We start from the raw sequence: 23,229 nt of genomic DNA, 5'->3' as shown, positions 1-23,229 counted from the left end.
AAAAATCATTGACACCATAAGCGCCGTGATATATAATTCTTAAATGTGGCGTGTAATACGCTGACATTAATTATGATTATGAATACTTAGCCAATGCCCCGGAGAAGTATTTGATAATAATTATGAAACATTAAAGTGCATTAAAGCAATTTAGGAGGAAACCATGAGTAACAAGACATTTATGGCTAGTGCATCTAATATCGAAAGAAAATGGTATGTTGTAGATGCTGCAGATTATACATTAGGTCGTTTATCATCACAGGTTGCTGCTGTACTTAGAGGTAAGAATAAGCCTGAGTACACACCATTCCTTGACTGTGGTGACAACGTAATCGTTATCAACGCTTCTAAGGTAAAGACAACTGGTAAGAAGTTAGATCAGAAGATTTATTACAATCACTCAGACTACGTAGGTGGTATGAAGGAAACAACACTTAAGGAAATGATGGCTAAGAAGCCTGAAAGAGTTATTGAATTAGCTGTTAAGGGAATGCTTCCAAAGGGACCTTTAGGACGTCAGATGTACACAAAGCTTCACGTATATGCAGGCCCAGAACATGAGCAGGCAGCACAGAAGCCAGAAGTATTAAAGTTTTAATAGGCATAATATAAGGAGGAAATAACAGTGGCAAAGAAAGCTAATGGAAAGTTCTACGGAACAGGTAGAAGAAAAAGCAGTATTGCTAGAGTATATTTAGTACCTGGTACAGGTAATATTACAATAAATAAGAGATCACTTGATGAATATTTTGGTCTTGAGACACTTAAGGTTGTTGTAAAGCAGCCATTAGTTCTCACAGAAACAACAGAGAAGTACGATGTAATCGTTAACGTTCATGGCGGTGGAACAACAGGTCAGGCAGGCGCTATCAGACATGGTATTTCAAGAGCACTTCTTCAGGTTGATTCAGACGAATATCGTCCATCACTTAAGAAGGCAGGTTTCTTAACAAGAGATCCACGTATGAAGGAAAGAAAGAAGTACGGCTTAAAGGCAGCTCGTCGTGCTCCACAGTTCTCAAAGAGATAATATTATTTTTATCACAAATATTATTGATAAAATTAGCAGACAATGGCGTCCACACATTAGCTGTGGACGCTGTTTTGCTATAAACAGATAGTTTTAAATACAAAATTAAAAATTAACAACCTTTGATGTAGAGAAGGATGGAAAATGATGATCAATGTTCTAAAACCTATGGAACAGAGATAAGAATCCTAAACTTTTAAAGGTTAGGGGTTGTATAAAAATGAAAAAAGGGAATTTATGCAAAGATGCAAAGCATCCTTGCATTGTTTTACATCAAAGCACTTTAACCGATTAAAGCGTTAAATGCATGAAACAAAACACACATTTGACTATTTTTAAACAAAATTACAAAACAACACATTTACTTGCACATTCACAAATTAATATCTATGGCTAAATTAATGAGTAAATAACCAATGTTATTTTGAAATTGATTTTTAAATAGTGAATGGCGTGCTATAGCTTTTGGTCCAACTCGTGGATTTTTAGAATAGCACAATAAAAAAATCGGAAAGGCAGTTGTTAATTATGAATTCAAAGACATTACTGTACATTTTAAAGAGACTGCTATTAGCAGTAGTAACTGTATGGGTAGTAATCACAGTTACATTTTTCGTAATGCATGCTGTACCAGGTGGCCCATTCCAGGGAGAGAAGTCCATGACAGAAGCAGCTCAAGCAGCACTTGAGGCTAAGTATGGATTAGACAAGCCACTTGCAACTCAGTATGTAACTTATCTAAAGGACGTTGTTACAAAGTTCGATTTCGGTCCTTCTTTAAAGCAGAAGGGTAGAGAAGTTGTTGATATCATTTCAGATGGCTTAAAGACATCAGCAAGATTAGGACTTGAAGCAGCATTCATCGCACTTATTATTGGCGTTGTATTAGGATCAGTGGCAGCGCTTAAAAGAAATAGTATATTTGATAGAATCATCATGGTAATTACTACGGCATTTGTATCTATGCCATCATTTATCATGGGTACATTACTCCTAACTATTTTCTCAATTAAGTTAGGATTATTCCCAGCTAATGGTGCAGCAACAAACGGCCTTGTTTTACCAGTCGTGACATTATCACTTTATCCAATGGCTTATATTACAAGACTTACTAGATCATCAATGCTTGACGTATTAGGTCAGGACTATATTAGAACAGCAAGAGCTAAGGGTGTATCCGGCGTTAAGATTATTTTCGGACACGCATTAAAGAATTCCCTTATTCCTGTAATTACTTACTTTGGACCAATGCTTGCAGGTATTGTAACAGGTTCCCTAGTAGTAGAACAGATCTTTGCAGTTCCTGGTATCGGTAGAGCATTCGTAAGCTCAATCACTAACAGAGATTATACAATGATTATGGGTACAACAATTGTACTTGCAACATTAATCGTTATTATGAACTTAGTAAGTGATATCTTATACAAGATCGTAGATCCAAGAATTAACTTAGATTAATTAGTAAGTTATAGTTTATAAAATTGGAATAAGGAGTGAAATTATGTCGAAGAACCCATTTAACAATCAGATTGACATGGAAAACTACATGGCAGACGATTTCGAAACAGCGACAGAAGACGAGAAGTCTTATATCGTTCAGATGAGACCAGCTTCAACATTCTTTAAAGATGGTGTAAAGAGACTCTTAAAGAATAAAGTCGCAACAGTCTGTTTTTTTATAATAGTAATAATAACATTAGCAGCAATTTTCTTACCAATGGTATGGCCATATTCATATGATACAATGCTTGGTAACACACCAGGACAGGCAGTAGATTCATCATATAATAACCTAAAGCCATTCGAATACGGAAAGACAGAATTAGCAAGAATTGACGCAGGCGAAAAGATTTTCCCACACATCTTTGGTACAGATTCTCAGGGTAGAGATTACTTCATCAGAGTTGTATACGGAACAAGAATCTCACTTGCAGTAGGTTTCTTTGCAAGTATTATCGTATTAATCATTGGTTTAACAATTGGCTCAATTTCAGGATATTTTGGTGGAAAGATAGATATGATTATCATGCGAATAGTTGATATCATCTACTCACTTCCAGATACACTTATGGTAATTTTATTATCATCAGTATTAAAAGTAACATTATCCACAGCATTAGAAGGAACACCGCTTGAAAAGCTCGGTTCCAACATGATAAGTTTATTTATCGTTTTCGGTTTACTTTATTGGGTATCAATGGCCAGATTAATTAGAGGTCAGATTTTATCTCTTAGAGAGCAAGAATACGTACTAGCATCTAAGGCTGCAGGCGCTAAGGGTAAGTGGGTAATCCTAAAGCATTTATTACCTAACTGCATCAGCTTAGTAATTATCTCAACAGCCCTTCAGATTCCAAGTGCTATCTTTACAGAGAGTTACCTTTCATTCTTAGGACTCGGTGTAAATGCACCTATGCCATCGCTAGGTTCACTTGCATCAGATGCCTTAAATGGTATTTCATCATATGCATATAGAATGGTTATTCCAGCAGTGGTTATTTCCTTAATCGTTCTATCATTAAACCTCTTTGGTGATGGTTTAAGAGATGCATTTGATCCAAAGTTAAATAAGTAAATAGGAGGCGTTTTGAGATGAGTTTATTAGAAGTAAAAGATTTACATACATCATTTTTTACAGACGCCGGTGAAGTTAAGGCAGTAAACGGAGTATCATTTAACCTTGACGAAGGCAAAGTACTTGGTATCGTAGGTGAATCAGGTTCCGGAAAGTCTGTAACAGCATATTCAATTATGCAGATTTTAGCAGGTGCAGGAAAGATTGTATCTGGATCAATAAAGTTTAGAGGACAAGAATTAGTTAATTCTGGTGAGTCCGTAATGAAGACAATTAGAGGTAATAAGATCTCAATCATCTTCCAGGATCCAATGACAAGCTTGAATCCAACATACACAATTGGAAAGCAGCTTATGGAAGCAATCCTTCTTCATACTGACCGTAATAAAGAACAGGCAAGAGAAAGAGCAATCGAGATGCTTACTCTTGTAAATGTAAACGAGCCAGAGAAGAGAATGAAGCAGTATCCACATGAATTCTCAGGTGGTATGAGACAGAGAGTAATGATCGCTATGGCGCTTGCCTGCGAACCAGATATTCTTATTGCCGATGAACCAACAACAGCCCTTGATGTTACAATTCAGGCACAGATCCTTGAATTAATGCAGAACATCCAGAAGAAGTTAGGCATGGCAATCATCATGATTACTCACGACTTAGGTGTTGTAGCACAGATGTGTGACGAAGTAATCGTAATGTATGCAGGTTCAATATGTGAACAGGGAACAGCAGATGCAATCTTCTATAACCCATGTCACGAATACACTAAAGGCTTAATTCGTTCAATCCCAACTGATGCAAACTCAGGGGAAAGATTAAAGCCAATTTCAGGAACACCAATCGACCTTCTTAATATGCCTAAGGGATGTGCATTTGCACCTAGATGTGAACAGGCATTAAAGATTTGTTTACGTGAGAAATGTCAAAGAATGCAGATTGATGCTGATCATCAGGCTGCATGTTGGATGAACGTTAAGAAGTTAAAGGAAGGCGGTGCTGTTAATGAGTAATGATAATGCAAAGACACTCGTTGAGGTAAAGCACCTTAAAGAGTACTTTAATATAAATGTTGGCGCTTTTAAGACAAAGCCTCTAAAGGCTGTAGATGATGTATCATTTACTATTAAAGAAGGCGAGACATTAGGTTTAGTAGGTGAGTCAGGTTGCGGTAAGACAACAGTTGGACGTACACTTTTAAATCTCTATAAGCCAACATCCGGAGAAATCTGGTTTGATGGTAAGGAAGTTAAGACAAAGAAGGATATTAAGGAATTCAGAAAGAAAGCAACAATGGTATTCCAGGATCCATATTCTTCACTTAACCCAAGAATGACAGTATCAGATATTATTGCTGAGCCTTTAGACATTCACAAGATGTATAAGACAAAGCAGGAAAGACAAGATAGAATTCTTGAGTTAATGAGCTATGTAGGCTTAAACAGTGAGCACGCATCAAGATATGCCCATGAATTCTCAGGTGGTCAGAGACAGCGTATCGGTATTGCAAGATCCCTAGCTGTAGATCCTAAGTTCATCGTATGTGATGAGCCTGTATCAGCCCTCGATGTATCAATCCAGGCACAGGTAATCAATATGTTTGAAGAATTACAGGATAAGTTAAATCTTACATACCTCTTCATCGCTCACGACCTCTTAGTCGTAAGACATATAAGTGATAGAATTGCCGTAATGTATCTAGGAAAGATGGTAGAATTAGCAGACGCTGATGAAATCTATAAGAGACCATTACACCCATATTCAAAGTCACTCATGAGTGCGGTTCCAATTCCAGATCCAAAGATTGCAAGAGAGAATCAGCGAATCGTATTATCAGGCGACATCCCAAGTCCACTAAATGCACCATCAGGTTGTCCATTTAGAACAAGATGTCCACATGCCACAGCAGCTTGTGCTGAAAGCATGCCAGAGTTTAAGGAAGTATCAAAAGGACATTTCGTAGCTTGTCATAGAGTTGGCGAAATTAACTAATAATAATACATAGTCTTGTTGTGTTAGCGAAAGCTAGCATAACAAGATTATGAAAATGCATAAAAACCTATATGCAAAAACTAACAATCAAGACATAAAAACCGATATGTCAGATTGTTATGAAAATGTATCACAACCGCAAATTTGACACATTTTCAAAAAGCATACAAAAGATATTAGAATCATAAATATTGAAGATAGAAATATTATTTTTGATATACAATTAAAAAGATGATATAATATCATTAATTTAAAAAAAGTTTGGGGAAACTTATCAATTAGGTCATACAATTCATAGTTGATTAATCTGCTGTAGACTATGGATTTTTATGATACACACATTTACAACCTTAAGGAGGAAAAGATTTATGAAGAAGAGACTTATGTCACTTATGCTTGTAGTCGGCTTAGTAGCAACAACAGTACTTTCTGGTTGCTCAGGCGCAAGCAAGAGTTCCGTAACAAACAAAGATGAAATCAATGTTTGCCTCGGATCAGAACCACAGACACTTGATCCAGCACTTAACTCTGCTGTGGATAGTGGTACAGTATTAGCACACCTTTTCTCAGGTCTTGCAAAATGGGAGCAGGACGATTCAGGAAAGGCAGTTCTTGTAGCTGATGCAGCTGAAGAATTAGTAGACGGCGTTGAGAACGCTGATGGTACAGTAACTTACACATACACATTAAAAGATGGCTTAACATGGTCTGATGGTGTTGCTGTAACAGCTAAGGATTTTGAATTTGCTTGGAACAGAGCTGCTTCAGTAGCACTTGCTGCTGATTATGGTTACATGTTTGATGTAATCGACGGTTACGATGAAGTTTGGGCAGACGATGCAACAGGAAGCGAAAAGCTTAATGTTAAGGCTACTGATGATAAGACATTAGTAGTAACACTTTCAAATGCAGTTCCTTACTGGAACGAATTACTTGCTTTCCCTTGCTACTACCCAGTAAGAGAAGATGTTGTAGCTAACGAAAGTTGGGCAACAGATCCTAGCACATATGTAAGTAATGGTGCTTACACATTAACAGACTGGAGTCACAACTCACTCATCACAGTTACAAAGAATGATAACTATGTTGATGCTAGCGAAGTTACAATGAAGACAATCAACTTCTATTTATCAGATGATGCTAACAACCAGTTAACAAACTTCCAGAACGGAAGCTGGCAGTTAATCGATGACGTTCCAACAAACGAAATCGAAAACTTAAAGACAAACTACGCTGATGAATTTGTAGTTGCAGGTCAGCTTGGTACATACTATGTATGCTGGAACATTAACGAAGAGTTACTTCCATCAACAAGCACATTAACAGGAACAGAAAAGACAGAAGCAGAAGCTGAAATCAGAAATGCATTCTCACTCTTACTTGATAGAAACTATGTAGTAGAAGGTATCGCTCAGGGCGGTCAGGTTCCTGCTTCATCATTCGTAGCTATGGGTATCACAGAAGCTGATGGTTCTGAGTTCTATGAGAACGCAGGTGATTCAGATTCTTACGATGGTTACTTTGATACATCAGCAGATGCATATGCAGATAACTGCACAGCAGCTGTTGAAACATTAAAGAAGTACTACACATACGACGAGTCAACAAAGAAGTTCACTGACGTACCAACACTTACATACCTTTACAATACATCAGAAGGTCATAAGGCAATTGGTGAATACGTTCAGAGTACACTCGCTAACTACGGTGTAAATATTCAGCTTGAAAACCAGGAATGGGCAACATTCTTAACAACACGTAAGTCAGGTGATTACTCAATCGCTCGTAACGGTTGGTTAGCTGATTACAACGACCCTATCACATTCCTTGATATGTGGACAACAGCATCAGGTAACAATGATGTTCAGTTTGGTAAGGGCGACAACGCAGATGTTAAGGCTTACTCATTAGACCTTACATCATACGGTTATGACTTAAATGTAACAAATGGTACATGGGCAGAAACTTATGACAAGCTCATCTCAATCATCAAGTCTTGTACAGATGATACAGTTCGTTATGAATTAATGCACAAGGCAGAAGATATGTTAATGTCTACAGGATGTATCACACCATTATACTTCTATACAGATCTTTACATGGTTGATGATTCAGTAGAAGGCTTCTTCTCAACACCACTTGGCTTCAAGTACTTTATGTACGTAACATACGCAGATTAATTTAATATTTAAGCCAATAAATAAAAAAGGCCTAGCTAGTGTAAACTAGCTAGGTTTTTTTCTTATTATGAAAATGTCACAAGCCCCGCAAACTCAAAATCCTTCGAAATTCATTCAGGTCTCACAACATCTATTCACCAAGACCTCTCTTAGCCCCTATAAACAACCTTACCATTACAAATAGTAAAGAATACCTTACCCGGCAATTCCCAGCCTATAAAAGGTGAATTAGAAGCCTTAGATGCAAATTCCTCCTCCTTAACAGTCCAAAGAGCATCCTCGCCAAAGATAACAATATCAGCAATCGCTCCAACACTAATAGAAGCAGGAGTCATACGATAGAACTTGTAAGGATTTGTACTCATAAGCTCAATAAGCTTCATCATAGAAATCTCACCAGTCTTAACCAAAGACTTCACACCAAGAGAAAGACTAGTCTCAAGACCAGTGATACCACTAGGCGCCTTAGCAAGCTCTCTTGCCTTCTCCTCCTTAGAATGAGGAGCATGATCAGTAACAATCATATCAATAGTGCCATCCTTAAGACCCTCAATAATTCTACGTCTGTCCTCCTCAGTACGAAGTGGAGGATTCATACGAGCATTAGTGCCATATTTAAGCACAGCCTCTTCAGTCAAAGTAAAATGATGAGGAGTAGCCTCTGCGTGAACATCAGCCCCCATTTTCTTAAAAGCACGAACAATATCCACAGAATTACCAGAACTAATATGCTGAATGCAGACACTAGCTCCAGTATCAAGAGCAAGCACGCAGTCCCTTGAAACCATAATATCCTCGGCAGTTCTAGAAGCCCCACCGTAGTTAAGCTTTTTTGAAACCTCACCCATATTTACACCAGGATGCTTAATAAAGAAAGGATCTTCCTCGTGAAGAGAAACCGGTAAATCAAGCTCGTAAGCCTTCTTTAAAGCCTCATAAAGCACCTTCTCATCCATAAGTGGAAGACCGTCATCAGTAAAACCACAAGCTCCGTTTTTAGCCAGTAAGTCCATATCCACTAGCTCCTTGCCCATCATGCCGCAAGTAACATTAGCAGTTTGTAAAATGTGTATATCAGTCTGCTCCCCCTTCTTGATACAATAGTTGAGAGTCTCTAAATTATCCACACTAGGCTTAGTGTTAGCCATAAGGATAACAGTTGTAAAACCGCCCCTTGCAGCTGCCTTAGCCCCAGACTCGATATCCTCCTTATAAGTAAAACCAGGATCTCTAAAATGTACATGAGCATCACAAAGGCCCGGAGCCACCACAAGACCAGTGGCATCGATGACCTCAAGCCCAGCACTAGCCCCGCTATTTTCACAAGCCCCGTAAACTCCAGCCTTTACATCCTCTTCCTTGATTTCCTTAGCCAGCTTCACAATTTTCTTGCCCTCAACTAAGACATCCATCACTTCATCAGTATTTGTAACAGGGTCCACGACCCTACCATTTTTAATTAAAATCATAATAACATCCTCCTGTTAAAGAAATAATACCATAAGCCACTGAATAAAGGTATAAAAATAATGATAAATAAAGCTCAAAAAATCTCAACTAAACAAGGAAAATCTCCGCTGATATATATTTGTAAAATATATAAATTAATGGTATAATATATACACTATGAATCGTGAATATACAAAGTGATAGGGGCAGATTATGAACAGTGAGGATATGAGAACGTTTGTATTGGACAACTTCGATGATGCCTTAAAGCAGGGGAAACTAAGGCTATATTATCAGCCGATAATTAGGGCACTCACAGGAGAAATATGCGCAATGGAAGGTCTAGCTCGTTGGCAAGATGACGAACTAGGACTAATTTCACCCGCCAATTTCATTCCAGTACTAGAAGAGGAAGGATTAATTTATAAGCTAGATAGCTATTTAATTAGGCAAATGTGTATCGAATATGATAAAGCATATAAAAACGGAGAGATATTGTTGCCAGTATCTCTTAATTTCTCGCGCAAAGATTTCGAAATGACAGACATTTTCAAAGTTCTCGAAGAAAATACTAAAGAATTTAAAGTCCCTAGAGACATGATAAATATAGAAATCACAGAATCCACAGCCGGAAGAAGTAAGGAATTTATTCAAAATAAGATAAAGAGACTCAGAAGCGAAGGCTATGAAGTTTGGATGGATGACTTTGGAAGCGAGTACTCATCCCTAAATGTTTTAAAAGACTTCGACTTAGATTTAGTTAAGATTGATATGTGCTTCCTTGAACTAAACACAGTAAAGGCAAAGCAAATCGTCCGCTTCATGATAGATATGCTAAAAACCATAGGTGTAAAAACTCTAGCGGAAGGTGTAGAAACTAAGGAACAGTACGATTTCCTAAGAGAAATAGGCTGCGATAAAATCCAAGGCTTCTATATTGGAAAACCAATGCCAGGGGTAGATGTAAAAGACTATTTGCGATTACGTGGTTTTAAATGTGAAGAGCACATAAATCTAAAGTATTATGATGATATTGCTAGGTTAAACATTTTAAGCCAGACTCCAGCCCACGACTTTATTAATGCTAAGAAGGGAAAAGTAGAAGCCACAGATAACATAGAATCCCTTGCAATTATTGAAGTAGATGACGGAGCCCTAGCCATTAAATACTACAATAAAAAATATCTTGAAGAGCTACAAAGCGTTGGGATTAGTAGTGTTGACGAGCTTGAAGGCATTTTATCAAACGACAATAACCTACTTAGAAAAAAGATAAAATTCATGCTAAATACAGTAGAGGAAGGCAACGAAGAATGCGTGGTAGACCACATTTTCAGAGAAAATTTCTGTATCATTCGAATCTGTAAAATCGCCGAGGAGAATAAAAGACGAAGCTATGCCACTAAATTTATTAACGTCAGCAACAACAAAGACATGCTTCGCCTCTACAACAGAAGTATCGATATTAGCGCCATTTACAATGCCTTTTCAAATGTGGACATTATAGATATTGAAAAAAAGAGAATCAAGAATATTTACACGAATATTCAAAATGTTGATCGAAATGATGATTCTGATTGTAGCAAGGATCTACTTCTCTTTATGAATAAACACGTATATCCTATGGATAGAGAGCAATTCCTTGATTTTTATGATGTTAGCACCATGTATGAAAGACTTATAAAAGCCCCAAACAACAAGCTAGAACTATTCTATAGAACTAGGGATATTGAAGGAGAGTACAAGTGGTGCAAGGGCGTGCTGATTCTTGCTAGTACCAATAACAAGAAGCGCGTCATTTCCTGCATTTACATAATCGAGAGAAACGACCTTCTTAATGTGCCTTTGGAGAAAATGCTACACGGCCTTGAAATCAAGAATGAGACCTTTACAGATGCCAACCTATGGCAGAATTTCATTTCAAACACAGATATTGGCATGTTCTGGAAGGACAAGGACAGACGCTTTGTAGGTGTTAACAGAGCCTTTCTTGATTACTATGGCTTTAAGTCCCAGGATAATGTCATAGGAAAAAATGACGAGGACATGGGCTGGCACATTGACCCAGAGAAATTTAAAAACGACGAAGAAGACATTTTAAAGCAAGGCATCCAAACCCATTCGGTTACAGGAACCTGCCTTAATAATGGCTCCATTAGAAATATTAAAGCAAGTAAAATGCCATACTATAGAGATGGTAAAATCGAAGGCTTAATTGGCTATTTCCTTGAAGTAGGAGACAGGGCAAAAGGCCTAGGAGACCAGGATTATAGAGACGATATAACCATTGCACTAAATATGAAGGGCCTCCTTGATAGCGCCCAACAGTTTGTAGATAGCTATATTATGCACCATTACGATTTTAATATTTTCTATATAGATATTGTGGATTTTAGACATTTTATTGATAATAATGGACACAAATTATCCATTAGAGTACTAGAAGAGGTGGCTCTAAAGATAAAAGAAAAGATAGGCACCACAGGGGTTTTAGCCCGCATCGGAGGAGATCATTTTGTCATTCTAAAAACTGTAGTTAACGAAGAAGAAGACAAAAAATTAATAGAGGAAATCCGAGAAGAAATCTATAATATAAGAAGAATAGATAACGTGCCATCCACAATTTATCTAAATATCGACGTAGATAAATTTTCAAATATGAAGAACCTAGACAACTTCATAGTTAACATTATCAGAAAGTCCGTAAGGGCTGATGAAGGGTAAATTGCTCTAAACTTTTACAAGCTAATTTTAGCTCTATCAAAATAGCGTGGAAAAGTTGGACCCTCCTAAGGGCAACTTATCTATAGATTAATGCCGTCATGCAAGTGTATGTGTATGGCGGCATTTTTATTTTTTTCCTAAACTATTTAATAATTAGTTAAATTTTGATAAAATACATAGGATGTGAATAAATAATGGAGTATAATTCAATTATTTGGAGGGAGTCACAATATGATAAAAAAATTTAAGTCCGCAATGAAAAGAATATTTAAATCAAAAGCCAATTTACTAGCAGTTGGAGTTACAATGCTAGTTTTACTAGTTGCCCTTGGGGCCACTTACGCCGTGCCTTACGCGGTGGAGAAGGCGCTTTATAGGAAAGAGAATCTAGCAACTAATGAAGTTCTAGATAAGACTTATCAGGAAAAAGAGGCAAAGCATCTTGAAGGCCTAGAAAGACTAGATAGAAACACAAGTAGAGGCTCTAATAGAAGAAAGATTATAGATTTAAAGAAGTGTCAAGAAGAAAGACAGAGGGCAAACGCTCAGTCAAGTACAACTAGTGCTAACGCTTTCTTTTGTGACTATGAAACAAGCAATAACGAAATCATTACTAATGTTGATGAAAATGAAGCACTAGCTAACGGCTATCAGCCAATCCGCACAGTTAAAGAGCTAGTAGAGGCAAGCAGTCATACAGATGGCAAGTACATCCTTTTAGCTGACCTTGATATGTCAGAAGTTGATTGGCAGCCTTGGGATTTTGCAGGAACTTTTGAAGGAAATGGACATGTAATCTACAACCTAAAGGTAACTAGCCTATCAAGCACAACAACTGTTACTTACGATGGAAACTATAAGACTTATGATACTTATAGCGCAGGCTTTTTTGGAAAGCTCTCAGGAAGCGTTTCAAATTTAGGACTTATTGGGGCAAATGTAACAATAAAGTCAGAAAATCATGCCATGCTTGGAATTCTTGCTGGTATCACAGAAAATGCCAAGATCGATAACTGCGAAATCTATGGTTATGTAGAACTTGAAACAAGCGCTGTAATGAACGGTGTTGGCGGTTTAGTTGGCTACGGCAATGGTAGTGCTAATAATTGTAGAATAAATGTGACATTAGTTTCAGTAGATACAGACAAGGAAGTTAAGGATGAAAACTTCCTAGGTGGCGTCCTTAGCGCAGGCTACCTTGATATTGATAACTGTACTGTAATCATTGATGGTTACGATTCAGACCACGGTTACGTTCATAGCGGTGGTCTTGTGGGAATGTATATTCTCTATCCTAGAACTACCGTCTATGAAGGCAGTATTACAGGAAATTCAATAACAGGTACTATTACTTTTTTTGAAGACAATACAGATAGAAGAGCCTACTGTAAAGGCCTTATTGGTGAAGTCATGAACTGGACCTTTGCAGCAGCTACAAACTATTATCAGGACTTTGTAAGAAATGAAATCTTTGAATACGACACAAATCTCTATCCAGAAGGAGACAGAAGCACAGCCGTAAAGACAGAAGAAATCATTGAGCCAAGCCCAATAAGTGTTGGCTATACAAAGGTGACATACACATCTACAGGTTATAGCTTTAACACAGACTACACTCTTTACGAAGTAAACGTTGATGAATGGGAAGTTCTTGTGGAAGCCACAAGTGAGCATTCAGGCATTAAGAAAGGCGTAGACACTGTTAATCAGCGAAACGTCTATATTGACTATGACTACGAAGAGGAAGTTTTAGCTGAAGATACCAGCCTTTCTAATGAGGAAAATGCATCTACAATCACTGAGGCAGTTAAGTCCCACGCTGATTTTATATTACCAGTAGTTGCAGTAATAGTAGTAATTATTCTATTAGTCTTAAGATTTACTGTATTTTCAAAGAAAACTAAGAAGAAATAGAGGTTGTAAATATGGAAGAAAGTAATTTTATTGACACAAGTAAAGACCTATTAAAATTCATTGAGGAGAGCCCATCAGCTTTCCACGTTGTAAATAATTTTGCTAAGATGCTTGAAGATGAAGGCTTTGTGCGCCTTAGCGAGAACACAGAATGGAGCCTAAGTCAGGCAAAAGGCTATTTTGTAACAAGAGGCGACTCAAGTATTATTGCCTTTAGATTCCCAAAGGATGGAGCGGTAGATTTTACTAATTTCCAGATAACTGCTGCCCACTCAGATTCTCCAAGCTTTAAGATTAAAGAGAATCCAGAGATGACTATGGATAGCAAGTATATTGTGGCAAATGTAGAAAAATACGGCGGTATGCTTATGGCCCCTTGGTTTGATAGACCCCTATCTGTGGCAGGCCGTGTAATCGTAAAGGAATCAGATACCTTTGAGTCTCGTTTAGTAAATGTAGACAGAGACCTCTGCCTCATTCCAAACCTTGCAATTCACATGAACCGCGAGGCTAATACAGGGCTAAATTACAATGCCCAAAAGGACATGCTTCCTCTAATGGGAGACATTGAGTCAAAGGACCTATTTAACACAGTAATTGCAGATTCAGCAGAAGCGGATGTTAACGACATTGTGGCAGCAGATCTATTTTTATATAATAGAATGCCAGGAAGCATCTGGGGCCTTGATAATGAGTTTATCTCAAGCCCTAAGCTAGATGATTTGCAGTGTGCCTACACTTGCATGAATGCCCTTATGAGAGCCGATAATTCCAATGGTGAAAGCGTAAATGTTTGCGCCATTTTTGATAATGAAGAAGTAGGAAGTACAACAAAGCAGGGTGCTGACTCAACATTCCTAACAGATACACTAGAGCGCATCTCAGACATGTGTGGAAAGCAAAGAGAAGGCTATAAGAGAGCCATTGCAAACTCCTTTATGATAAGCGCAGATAATGCTCATGGCGTTCATCCAAACTATCAGGACAAGGCAGACCCAACTAATAGACCATACCTTAACGGGGGCATTGTTATTAAATATAACGCTAACCAGAAGTACACAACAGATGCCCTATCAGCAGGCATTTTTAAGGAAATATGTAAGAGAGCAGGAGTGCCAACTCAGAGCTTTGTGAATCGTTCTGACATCGCCGGCGGCTCAACTCTTGGAAATATTGCTAATTCCCACCTATCCCTTAACACAGTGGATATCGGATTAGCCCAGTTAGCTATGCACTCACCATATGAGACAGCAGGAATTAAAGACACAAAGTACATGCTTGATGCCATGACTAAGTTCTATGAAACAAGCATCTACACCAATAGAAATGGTAGCATAAGCCTAAGATAAAAAGTTATATAGTTAGATAGAAAGAGTTTTAAAGTTATGAAGATATATTTAGCCCCTCTAGAAGGACTAACAGATTACACCCTTAGAAACCCCTTTGAAGAAGTTTACGGTCAGGGAAAAGTAGATAAGTATTTTACACCCTTTATCTCCCCTAATAGTTCCGAGCGCTTCCTAACCAAGGAGATGAGGGATATAGATAGGCTTAATAATACTAATAAAAATGTAATACCCCAGGTAATGACCAACAGTTCTAAGGACTTTATCTGGACCATTAAAAAACTTTATGAAGAATTCGGATATAAAGAAATCAATCTAAATGCTGGCTGTCCCTCAGGAACAGTAGTATCAAAGGGCAAGGGCTCTGGTTTTTTAGGAGACCTTGATAGAATGGAGAAGTTCTTTTATGAGACTTTTTCTGATTCCTTTATTTTAGATAATGATATTAAGATTTCCGTAAAGACAAGAATCGGCCTTAATGACAGTGAGCACTGGCCGGATATCCTTGAGATTTATAATAAATTCAAGTTAGAAGAATTAATTGTACATCCAAGAATTAGGTCCGATTTTTACAAAAATGATGTAAATTTAGAAGCCTTTAATTTAGCACTAAAGGAAAGTACTAATAAGATTGTCTATAACGGTGACATTTTCACAAGAACAGACTTCTTAGAATTTAAAGAAAGGTTCCCAGAGTGTGATGCAATTATGCTTGGCAGAGGTTTAATTGCAGATCCAGCACTAATTGATGTTTTAAAGGCTAAAGATCCTGTCGAGTTTAAGCGTGACCTAGAATACGATAAGGAAAGATTAGCTAAATTCCATAAAAGAGTTCTTGAGGAAAGACTAAAGATTATGTCAGGAGATAAGCATGCCATTCACCGCATGAAGGAAATGTGGTGCTATATGGAATATGTCCTAGATGATAAAAAAGACCTTAAATTAGTTAAGAAATCCCAGAAGATGGAAGAATACAAACTAGCCGTAAAGGTTTTACTTAATAACACCAATATTGAAGAGAAGGAACATATCTCTTTCTGGAAGAAACATTAGAGGCGTAAGCTAATTAAAATAGCAGGAAGTAAAAACTTCCTGCTTTATTTTTGTTAAATTCTTGTAGACGCTGTCATCACTAGCTTTCACACCCCGAATTTTCTCACATCCACAGCCAATATCCACTCTGTGAAATTCACAGCCCTTAATTTCCCAACTTCTTTGATTGCTGATTTCCGCAAATCTTTGCAGATAATAATCTTGGAAGGAATCTATTTCCCAATATGGCAAGCTTCATATAATTTGTTGGAATAATAATTGTCTTACCCTTAAACATCTCCTCCACTGCAACTCTTGCGCAGTACTTAGCACTAATACCCTTAAGGCTAAACTTAACATTAGCCACCTTATTAAAGTTAGTATCTACAGGTCCTGGGCAAAGGGCTGATACGCATACCCTAGAATGCTGATTTTTAAGCTCTGTAGCAATGGCAGTAGTAAGGCTAGTAACATAAGCCTTAGTTGCATAATAAGTGGCCATATAAGGACCAGCATATAAAAGTCCTGCGCTAGAAGCTACGTTTAAGATGTAACCATAATTCTTTCTCTTCATTTTCTTTAAAACAGCCTTTGTAAGCACATGCACCGCCTTAATATTAAGGTCAATCATGTTTAATTCCTTATCTAGACTTGTTTTTGTAAATTCGCCCATATCGCCGAATCCAGCGTTGTTAACAAAGATATCAATTTTCTTTTTGTTCACGTAACTAACAAGCTTTGATAAATCCTTTTCATTTGATAAATCAAGAGCTAAAGTCTTAGTTTTATTTGGAAGACTTGCGGCAAGTTCATCTAAAGCTTTCTTGTTTCTGGCCACTAATATAAGTCCGTATCCCTTTTTGCTAAGAATCTTAGCAATTTCCATGCCAATACCAGAACTGGCACCTGTAATAAGAGCAACTCCCATAAAAACCTCCATAATAATATCCATTTACTACAAAATAATTAAGGATTTATAAGTCCATGAAAATGTGGTAAAATAGATTATATTTATAAAATATAATATGATTATATCAGAAAAAATATGTGCATAAAAGTACATTTTTGGGAGGTCTATATGCTTATAAAGAATACTACAGTGTTTACTAAAGAAACACTTGAGGGTCTTAATAGAGCCAGTAATTTTACTAATGAAAAATACAAGAAATTCAAACTTATATATAACCTTGCAGGACTTATTTTTCTTATGCTTTTTGTAAGATATATGGTCCTAATTGTGACTAATGACGATAGTAAGGACATTTTCCTAACCATCTTTTATGCTGTGGCAGCAGCGGTTTTCCTATTTATTGGCATGTATCTTATGGATAGGGACAACAAGAGACGCTTTAATAACCTCTATAAGAACATGATAGGTGTGGAGTTTAACTATGAAATTGACTCAGATACCATTAAGGTTGAAGATGCCGATAAGGATGTGGACCTTTTAAAATGGGACGACGTCCTTAGAGTGGAAAAAGACCCGGATTACATCTACATTTTCTTTAGTAATGAGGACTGCCTAAGTCTATCTCGTAAAGGCTTTACAAGCGCTAGCGATAAGGATTTACTAGAACTAGCTAATGCTATTCTTTCCACTAGAACTGAGGCTAAGGAAACTAAGGCAAACAAGGATGTAATTAAGATTAACGAAGAAAGCATAGATGATTCTTATGTTACACAACTTGATATTGAAAATGAAGATCATCAGGCGAAATTGTAAAGCGGGGGATTGCTTACACTGCGTTCAAAATAAGACCTTAGAAAATTAAGGAAAGACAAAATAAAATAAAGTTTAATTAGAAATAACATAATATTATTAAGAAAAAGTGGGGAATTGCTTGACAATATCCCCACTTTATCACATAATACATAAGACACCGCATGATGTCAGACAACATTTGGGAGTTGTCTAATCACTTTAAATTTATGAGCTATTAGTGAGGAAGTAATAGCTTATATTTTTATATTCATGCAAGATATATAACAAGGAGGATCGCCCATGAACAATCAGGAAATGATGGAACTCACAACGGTCGATAATAGTGAGTTTGAGGAGTTAGTAAAGGAAGTTACTGCTTCAGGTTCAATAGACCAGAATTTATACATAGAGTACGATGTTAAGCGTGGCTTACGTGATAGTAACGGTAATGGTGTTCTTACAGGCCTTACAGAGATATCAGATGTACTTGGCAACCAAAGTATTAATGGACGAAAGATCCCTGTTGATGGAGAATTATATTTTCAAGGCTATAATGTAGAAGATTTAATTAAGAACTCTAAGACAGATAGATTCCGTTTCGAAGAGGCAACTTATTTATTATTATTTGGTTCATTACCAAAGGAAGAGAATTTAAAGAGATTTGTCCGTATCCAGACTGATTTGCAGGAACTTTCAGGAGCATTCATTCGTGATGTTATTATGAAGGCAACTTCAGACAACCTAATGAATTCCCTTATGAAGTCCATCTTAAGCTTATATTCTTATGATGAGCACCCAGATGACACTTCAGTACCTAACGTACTTAGACAGAGCTTACAGCTTATTGCTAAGATGCCACTTTTAACAGTTTATGCATATCAGGCTTTTAGACATTTCCGTCTTGATGGAACTCTTATGATTAAGAATCCAAAGAAGGGATATTCTACAGCCGAGAATATTTTATATATGTTAAGAGATGATGGTAACTTCTCTGAGCTTGAGGCTAAGGTACTTGATATCTGTCTTGTACTTCATGCAGAGCATGGTGGTGGTAATAACTCTACATTTACAACTCACGTAGTTACATCATCAGGAACAGATACATACTCAGCAATTGCAGCATCAATCGCTTCACTTAAAGGTCCTAAGCACGGTGGTGCTAACCTTAAGGTTCAGGAGATGTTCCATGATATTAAGGAACATGTAAGCGATTGGTCAGATACTGAGTCTATTAAGACTTACCTTAATAAGATCCTTGATAAGGAAGCCTTTGATGGAGCAGGTCTTATTTATGGTATGGGTCACGCAGTTTATACAAACTCAGATCCAAGAGAAGTAATCCTAAAGAGCTTTGCTAAGAAGCTTTCTGAAGAGAAGGGTATGACTAAGGAATTTGCCCTTTATGAGACAGTGGAGAAGGAAGCTGGCCAGCTTATTATGGCTAAGAGAAAAATGTTCAAACCAGTCTGTGCTAATGTAGATTTTTATAGTGGTTTGGTTTATACTATGTTAGGTATTCCAGAGGAAATGTTTACACCAATGTTTGCAACTGCAAGAATTTCAGGTTGGTGTGCTCATAGACTAGAGGAGTTAGTTAATGCAGGAAAGATTATTCGTCCAGCCTATAAGTACGTTGGTCATCACAGACCATATACAACAATAGATGAGAGATAACTCTTACTTTTGTAGAATGGACATAAATAATTTAATCTACAAGGATTAAATTTTAGAGGAGTCGAACATGTCAAGATATAAAGTTAAACCAATAACACATCCCTTTAATGCTGTAGTTGAGGTTCCAGGTTCTAAGAGTGTCACTAATAGAGCCCTTTTACTTGCAGCCCTATCTAACGAAGAGTGTACCCTTAATGGTGTATTATTTTCAGATGATTCTAGACATTTTATAACAAGTCTATTATCACTAGGTTTTAAATTACAGGTTAATGAAGTAGATCACTACGTTACAGTAGGAGGATGTGATGGAGATATTCCTAAGAAGAAAGCTACAATTGATGTTGGTTCAGCAGGAACAGCAGCTAGATTTTTAACATCAATGCTTGCCTTATCAGACGGAGAATATACAATCAATGCTTCCGAGCAGATGAAGAGAAGACCTATGCTTCCTTTATTTGAAGCACTAGAAAGCTTAGGAGCAAGTTTTACATATCTTGAAGAAAAAGGACATTTACCCGTTAAGGTAGTAGGTGCTAAAGCTAATGGTAAGACACCAGAAAGTGAAGTATCCATTGATATTAGCGAGAGTACTCAGTTTTTAAGTGCCCTCCTTATGACAGCACCAATGCTATCTAATGGCTTAAGAGTCTTAATTACCTCAAAGAAGACTTCAGGTTCTTATATCAATATTACTATGGATATGATGCGCCAGTTTGGTTGCGAAGTATTCCATGATGGCGCAAGTTATGATGTACCAGCAGGTGAACATTATAGATCAAGAACTTACCAGATTGAGCCAGATGTATCTGCAGCTTGCTATTTTTACGCAGCCGCTGCAATTACAGGAGGCAGAGCTTTAGTTAAGAATGTACATTCTAACGTAATGCAGGGAGACATGAAGTTCCTTGATGTCTTAAAGCAGTTAGGCTGTGCAGTAACTGAGGAGAGAGAAGGAATCTGTGTAACAGGTCCAGTTAATGGAGAGTTTAGCGGAATTGACGTAGATATGAATGATTTCTCAGATCAGTCTATGACCCTTGCGGCTATTGCTCCATTTGCAAAGACAGCCACTTGCATTAGAAACATCGAGCATATAAGACTTCAGGAGTCCGATAGAATTGCAAGTATGGTTTCAGAACTTAACAACCTAGGTATAGATGTTAAGGAAGGCAGAGATAGAATTGAAATTATGCCAGGCAAGCCAACACCAGGTCTTGTAGATACTCATGATGATCATAGAATGGCTATGTCCTTTGCCCTAATTGGCTTACTAATTGATGGCATTGAGATTGATAATTACGAATGCTGTGGTAAGACCTTTGAGAATTACTTCTATGTACTAGAAGCAGCTTGTAGACAATAGTCTAATTAAGCAATTTTATAAAAGCTAATAAAGAATTTATTAATAAATATAAACTGCTAAGTTTCTTATAAAAGCTCCAATTTTAGGCGCTTTTATAAAGTAAAACTTAGCAGTTTTTTTATTTTTCGAAAAAGTTTATAAATTTAGACTTGAATTAAAACAATACTTTAAGTATAATACATAAATTGTGGGAGAGAAAAATTTAATAGAATGAGGATATTATAATTATGGATTATGCATTTTTTAGCATAGACCAGATTAGGAGAATATCTACATACTCAATAGCTGTTGAATACATGAGTTTAAGCATAGCTTTGCTTATGTTATTTTTCATGTTATTTACAAGACCTAAGTTTAATACAGGATTTATATTATTATTTTCAGGTATTGTTGAATCAATTGTAGATATTATACTATTCTTTTATCTAATTAACCTGACAGATAGCGGAGATGTTAAAGGATTAACTATCTCTATTCAGGTTATAACATGGTTAGTAATAATTATATTTGGCTCAATTATGCAGTCACTATCTATATATGTAACTTTCTTAGGGCACAATAGACAGAGGCAGAAGAGATACATTGCCATATCATCTTGTTTTAATCAACTTGTCTATTTAATTCTAGCGGCTATTCTTTATGTTAATGGCTATTTAATTGAGGTTCAGAATAATAACCTACAGATAATTGGTCTAATTAAATTTTTAACTCTTTATGCGATACTAATGTATGCAACTGCATTATTATCGTCATATTTAAACAGAAGAAATATTGCTCGCTTTGTACTAACTAATATCTATATTTTTTCAAGCGTTGGTATCATTATTTTGCTATACCAGCTTTTTACAGATAAGACCATATTAATTAGTGCATCTTATGTTATTAGTTTTACTATCTTTTACGTGCTACATCATTCCAATCCAGTGGATGAGATAACAGGATGTCAGAACATTTCATCATTACAGACAGACTTACAATTACTATTTGCAACTAGAAGAGATTATGCTTATGCACATTTTACATATCCACAACTTGCTCACAGTGTTTTAAGCGAAACTAGATCTTATCGAATTGAATCGGCAGTAGCCATGGCTTGTAATTACATTTTCAAGAATATTAAGAATGTAAGTATGTATCGCTACAGTGCCACAGATTTTATAGTTGTAAAAAAATTACCGAGGGAAAGACAAAAAGAGGAGTACGATAAATTTATTGCTACTCTAGCAAATTTACAAGAGACTACTACAAGTGTTTACGAAGAACTAAGCTATGCGAAATATATAATAATGAGAAGTCATGAGAACATTAAGTCCATCAGAGACGTTAAAGAAATGATAGCTTATATAAATAATTATTATATTTCAAGATCCAATAAGAATGAATTAGTGGTTGCAGAAGAAGCTGACTATAAGGGCTATTTACTAGAAAGAAAGATAATCGAGATTTTTGAGGATATTCGTGAGAATAAGAATTACAAGGATTCTCGAATTATTTGCTATGCTCAGCCAATTCTAGACGTAAATTCCAATAAGTATAAGACTGCAGAGGCCTTAATTCGATTAAAGATTAATGGGGTTAATATTCCTCCAAGCAAGTTTATACCTATTGCAGAAACAAGGGGCTATGTTCATAGTTTAAGTTTAACTATGATACATAAAGTTGCAGAGGCTATTAATAAAGAATTAAAGGGCTATGATTTTGATGCCATTACAATTAATATCTCTGCTAGGGAACTATCAGATAAACATTTTGCCAGGGAAGTCCTAACGATATTAGATAGTTATCATATTCCTTATAATAAGATACGATTAGAGATTACAGAAAGCGCTATGTATGAGGATCAGGACGTTATTTATTGCAACATCAGATCCTTAAAGGATGTGGGTATTAGATTCTATCTTGATGACTATGGAACTGGCTATTCAAATCTTGATAGAATGACAGATAGCGAATTCTCAACCATTAAGTTTGATAAGAGTATTTTCTATAAGGCTATTGATAACAAAGATACAGAAGAGATGCTTGATGCCGTAATAGGTTTAGTAAAGAAGAGAGGTATTGTAACTCTTGTTGAAGGTGTTGAAACCATGAGCCAGGCAGAATTTGCCATGGATAAGGGCTTTGAACACATTCAGGGTTATTATTACTCTCGTCCAGTGCCAATCGAAAAGCTAGTTGATTATTTCGATAAAAAGCAATAAAATTAAGTAAAGATTAGAATCGTGATAATTAGCTTAATTGGGGGATTGGC

The 23,229-nt window shown here is 36.7% G+C and carries 17 protein-coding genes; 15 read left to right on the top strand and 2 right to left on the bottom strand.

Annotated elements, in window-relative coordinates:
• Nucleotides 1–163: 163 nt before the first annotated feature.
• The 7 genes from rplM to BLQ66_RS07215 all read left to right on the top strand — a co-directional run bounded on the left by rplM (nt 164) and on the right by BLQ66_RS07215 (nt 7,774).
• Nucleotides 164–598: a 50S ribosomal protein L13 gene (gene rplM, locus BLQ66_RS07245; RefSeq protein WP_027430818.1), complete on the top strand. Its 435-nt coding sequence runs from the start codon at nt 164–166 to the stop codon at nt 596–598.
• A 27-nt stretch (nt 599–625) separates the two neighbouring features.
• A complete protein-coding gene (gene rpsI / locus BLQ66_RS07240) occupies nt 626–1,030 on the top strand; it encodes a 30S ribosomal protein S9 (RefSeq protein ID WP_074521607.1) in 405 nt (134 codons plus the stop codon).
• Between the two features lie 528 nt (nt 1,031–1,558).
• Entirely contained in the window at nt 1,559–2,488 is a 930-nt protein-coding gene (locus BLQ66_RS07235) for an ABC transporter permease (protein ID WP_074521606.1), read from the top strand.
• 43 nt (nt 2,489–2,531) lie between these two features.
• Nucleotides 2,532–3,605 (top strand): ABC transporter permease, encoded by a 1,074-nt coding sequence (locus BLQ66_RS07230; protein WP_027430815.1) that lies wholly within the window; start codon nt 2,532–2,534, stop codon nt 3,603–3,605.
• Nucleotides 3,606–3,622: 17 nt separating this feature from the next.
• On the top strand, nt 3,623–4,615 hold the full coding sequence (locus tag BLQ66_RS07225; RefSeq protein WP_074521605.1) for an ABC transporter ATP-binding protein: 993 nt from the start codon (nt 3,623–3,625) through the stop codon (nt 4,613–4,615).
• Nucleotides 4,608–5,594 (top strand): ABC transporter ATP-binding protein, encoded by a 987-nt coding sequence (locus BLQ66_RS07220; RefSeq protein ID WP_074521604.1) that lies wholly within the window; start codon nt 4,608–4,610, stop codon nt 5,592–5,594. The genes BLQ66_RS07225 and BLQ66_RS07220 overlap by 8 nt, the downstream gene beginning before the upstream one ends.
• 368 nt (nt 5,595–5,962) lie before the next feature.
• Nucleotides 5,963–7,774, top strand: coding sequence for a peptide ABC transporter substrate-binding protein (locus tag BLQ66_RS07215; RefSeq protein WP_074521603.1), 1,812 nt, complete (start codon nt 5,963–5,965; stop codon nt 7,772–7,774).
• 149 nt (nt 7,775–7,923) lie between these two features.
• Here BLQ66_RS07215 and BLQ66_RS07210 read toward each other — a convergent pair whose 3' ends face one another.
• Complete coding sequence (locus BLQ66_RS07210) at nt 7,924–9,243, bottom strand: dihydroorotase (RefSeq protein WP_074521602.1); 1,320 nt, start codon at nt 9,241–9,243, stop codon at nt 7,924–7,926.
• Between the two features lie 193 nt (nt 9,244–9,436).
• Here BLQ66_RS07210 and BLQ66_RS07205 point away from each other — a divergent pair, with 193 nt between their 5' ends.
• The 4 genes from BLQ66_RS07205 (at nt 9,437) to BLQ66_RS07190 (ending at nt 16,260) form a co-directional block, all read left to right on the top strand.
• Nucleotides 9,437–11,947, top strand: a complete 2,511-nt coding sequence (locus tag BLQ66_RS07205; protein ID WP_074521601.1) for a bifunctional diguanylate cyclase/phosphodiesterase — start codon at nt 9,437–9,439, stop codon at nt 11,945–11,947.
• A gap of 231 nt (nt 11,948–12,178) precedes the next feature.
• Nucleotides 12,179–13,861, top strand: a complete 1,683-nt coding sequence (locus tag BLQ66_RS07200; protein ID WP_074521600.1) for a hypothetical protein — start codon at nt 12,179–12,181, stop codon at nt 13,859–13,861.
• A gap of 11 nt (nt 13,862–13,872) precedes the next feature.
• Nucleotides 13,873–15,210: a M18 family aminopeptidase gene (locus BLQ66_RS07195; protein ID WP_074521599.1), complete on the top strand. Its 1,338-nt coding sequence runs from the start codon at nt 13,873–13,875 to the stop codon at nt 15,208–15,210.
• 36 nt (nt 15,211–15,246) lie between these two features.
• The gene (locus BLQ66_RS07190; RefSeq protein WP_074521598.1) at nt 15,247–16,260 is read left to right on the top strand and encodes a tRNA dihydrouridine synthase; all 1,014 of its coding nucleotides are present in this window, start codon (nt 15,247–15,249) and stop codon (nt 16,258–16,260) included.
• 145 nt (nt 16,261–16,405) lie between these two features.
• Here BLQ66_RS07190 and BLQ66_RS07185 read toward each other — a convergent pair whose 3' ends face one another.
• Nucleotides 16,406–17,167, bottom strand: a complete 762-nt coding sequence (locus BLQ66_RS07185) for an SDR family NAD(P)-dependent oxidoreductase (RefSeq protein WP_143452990.1) — start codon at nt 17,165–17,167, stop codon at nt 16,406–16,408.
• A gap of 150 nt (nt 17,168–17,317) precedes the next feature.
• Here BLQ66_RS07185 and BLQ66_RS07180 point away from each other — a divergent pair, with 150 nt between their 5' ends.
• The 4 genes from BLQ66_RS07180 to BLQ66_RS07165 all read left to right on the top strand — a co-directional run bounded on the left by BLQ66_RS07180 (nt 17,318) and on the right by BLQ66_RS07165 (nt 23,179).
• Complete coding sequence (locus BLQ66_RS07180) at nt 17,318–17,962, top strand: YcxB family protein (RefSeq protein WP_074521596.1); 645 nt, start codon at nt 17,318–17,320, stop codon at nt 17,960–17,962.
• Nucleotides 17,963–18,241: 279 nt separating this feature from the next.
• Nucleotides 18,242–19,615, top strand: a complete 1,374-nt coding sequence (locus tag BLQ66_RS07175) for a citrate/2-methylcitrate synthase (protein WP_083330303.1) — start codon at nt 18,242–18,244, stop codon at nt 19,613–19,615.
• Nucleotides 19,616–19,682: 67 nt separating this feature from the next.
• Nucleotides 19,683–20,978: a 3-phosphoshikimate 1-carboxyvinyltransferase gene (aroA, locus tag BLQ66_RS07170; RefSeq protein ID WP_074521595.1), complete on the top strand. Its 1,296-nt coding sequence runs from the start codon at nt 19,683–19,685 to the stop codon at nt 20,976–20,978.
• A gap of 227 nt (nt 20,979–21,205) precedes the next feature.
• Entirely contained in the window at nt 21,206–23,179 is a 1,974-nt protein-coding gene (locus tag BLQ66_RS07165; protein WP_074521594.1) for an EAL domain-containing protein, read from the top strand.
• The last annotated feature ends 50 nt before the right edge of the window (nt 23,180–23,229 follow it).

Origin of the sequence: Lachnospira pectinoschiza, assembly GCF_900103815.1 — a bacterium.
GTDB classification, from domain to species: domain Bacteria; phylum Bacillota; class Clostridia; order Lachnospirales; family Lachnospiraceae; genus Lachnospira; species Lachnospira pectinoschiza_B.
This window is presented reverse-complemented; position numbering and strand designations above follow the sequence as displayed.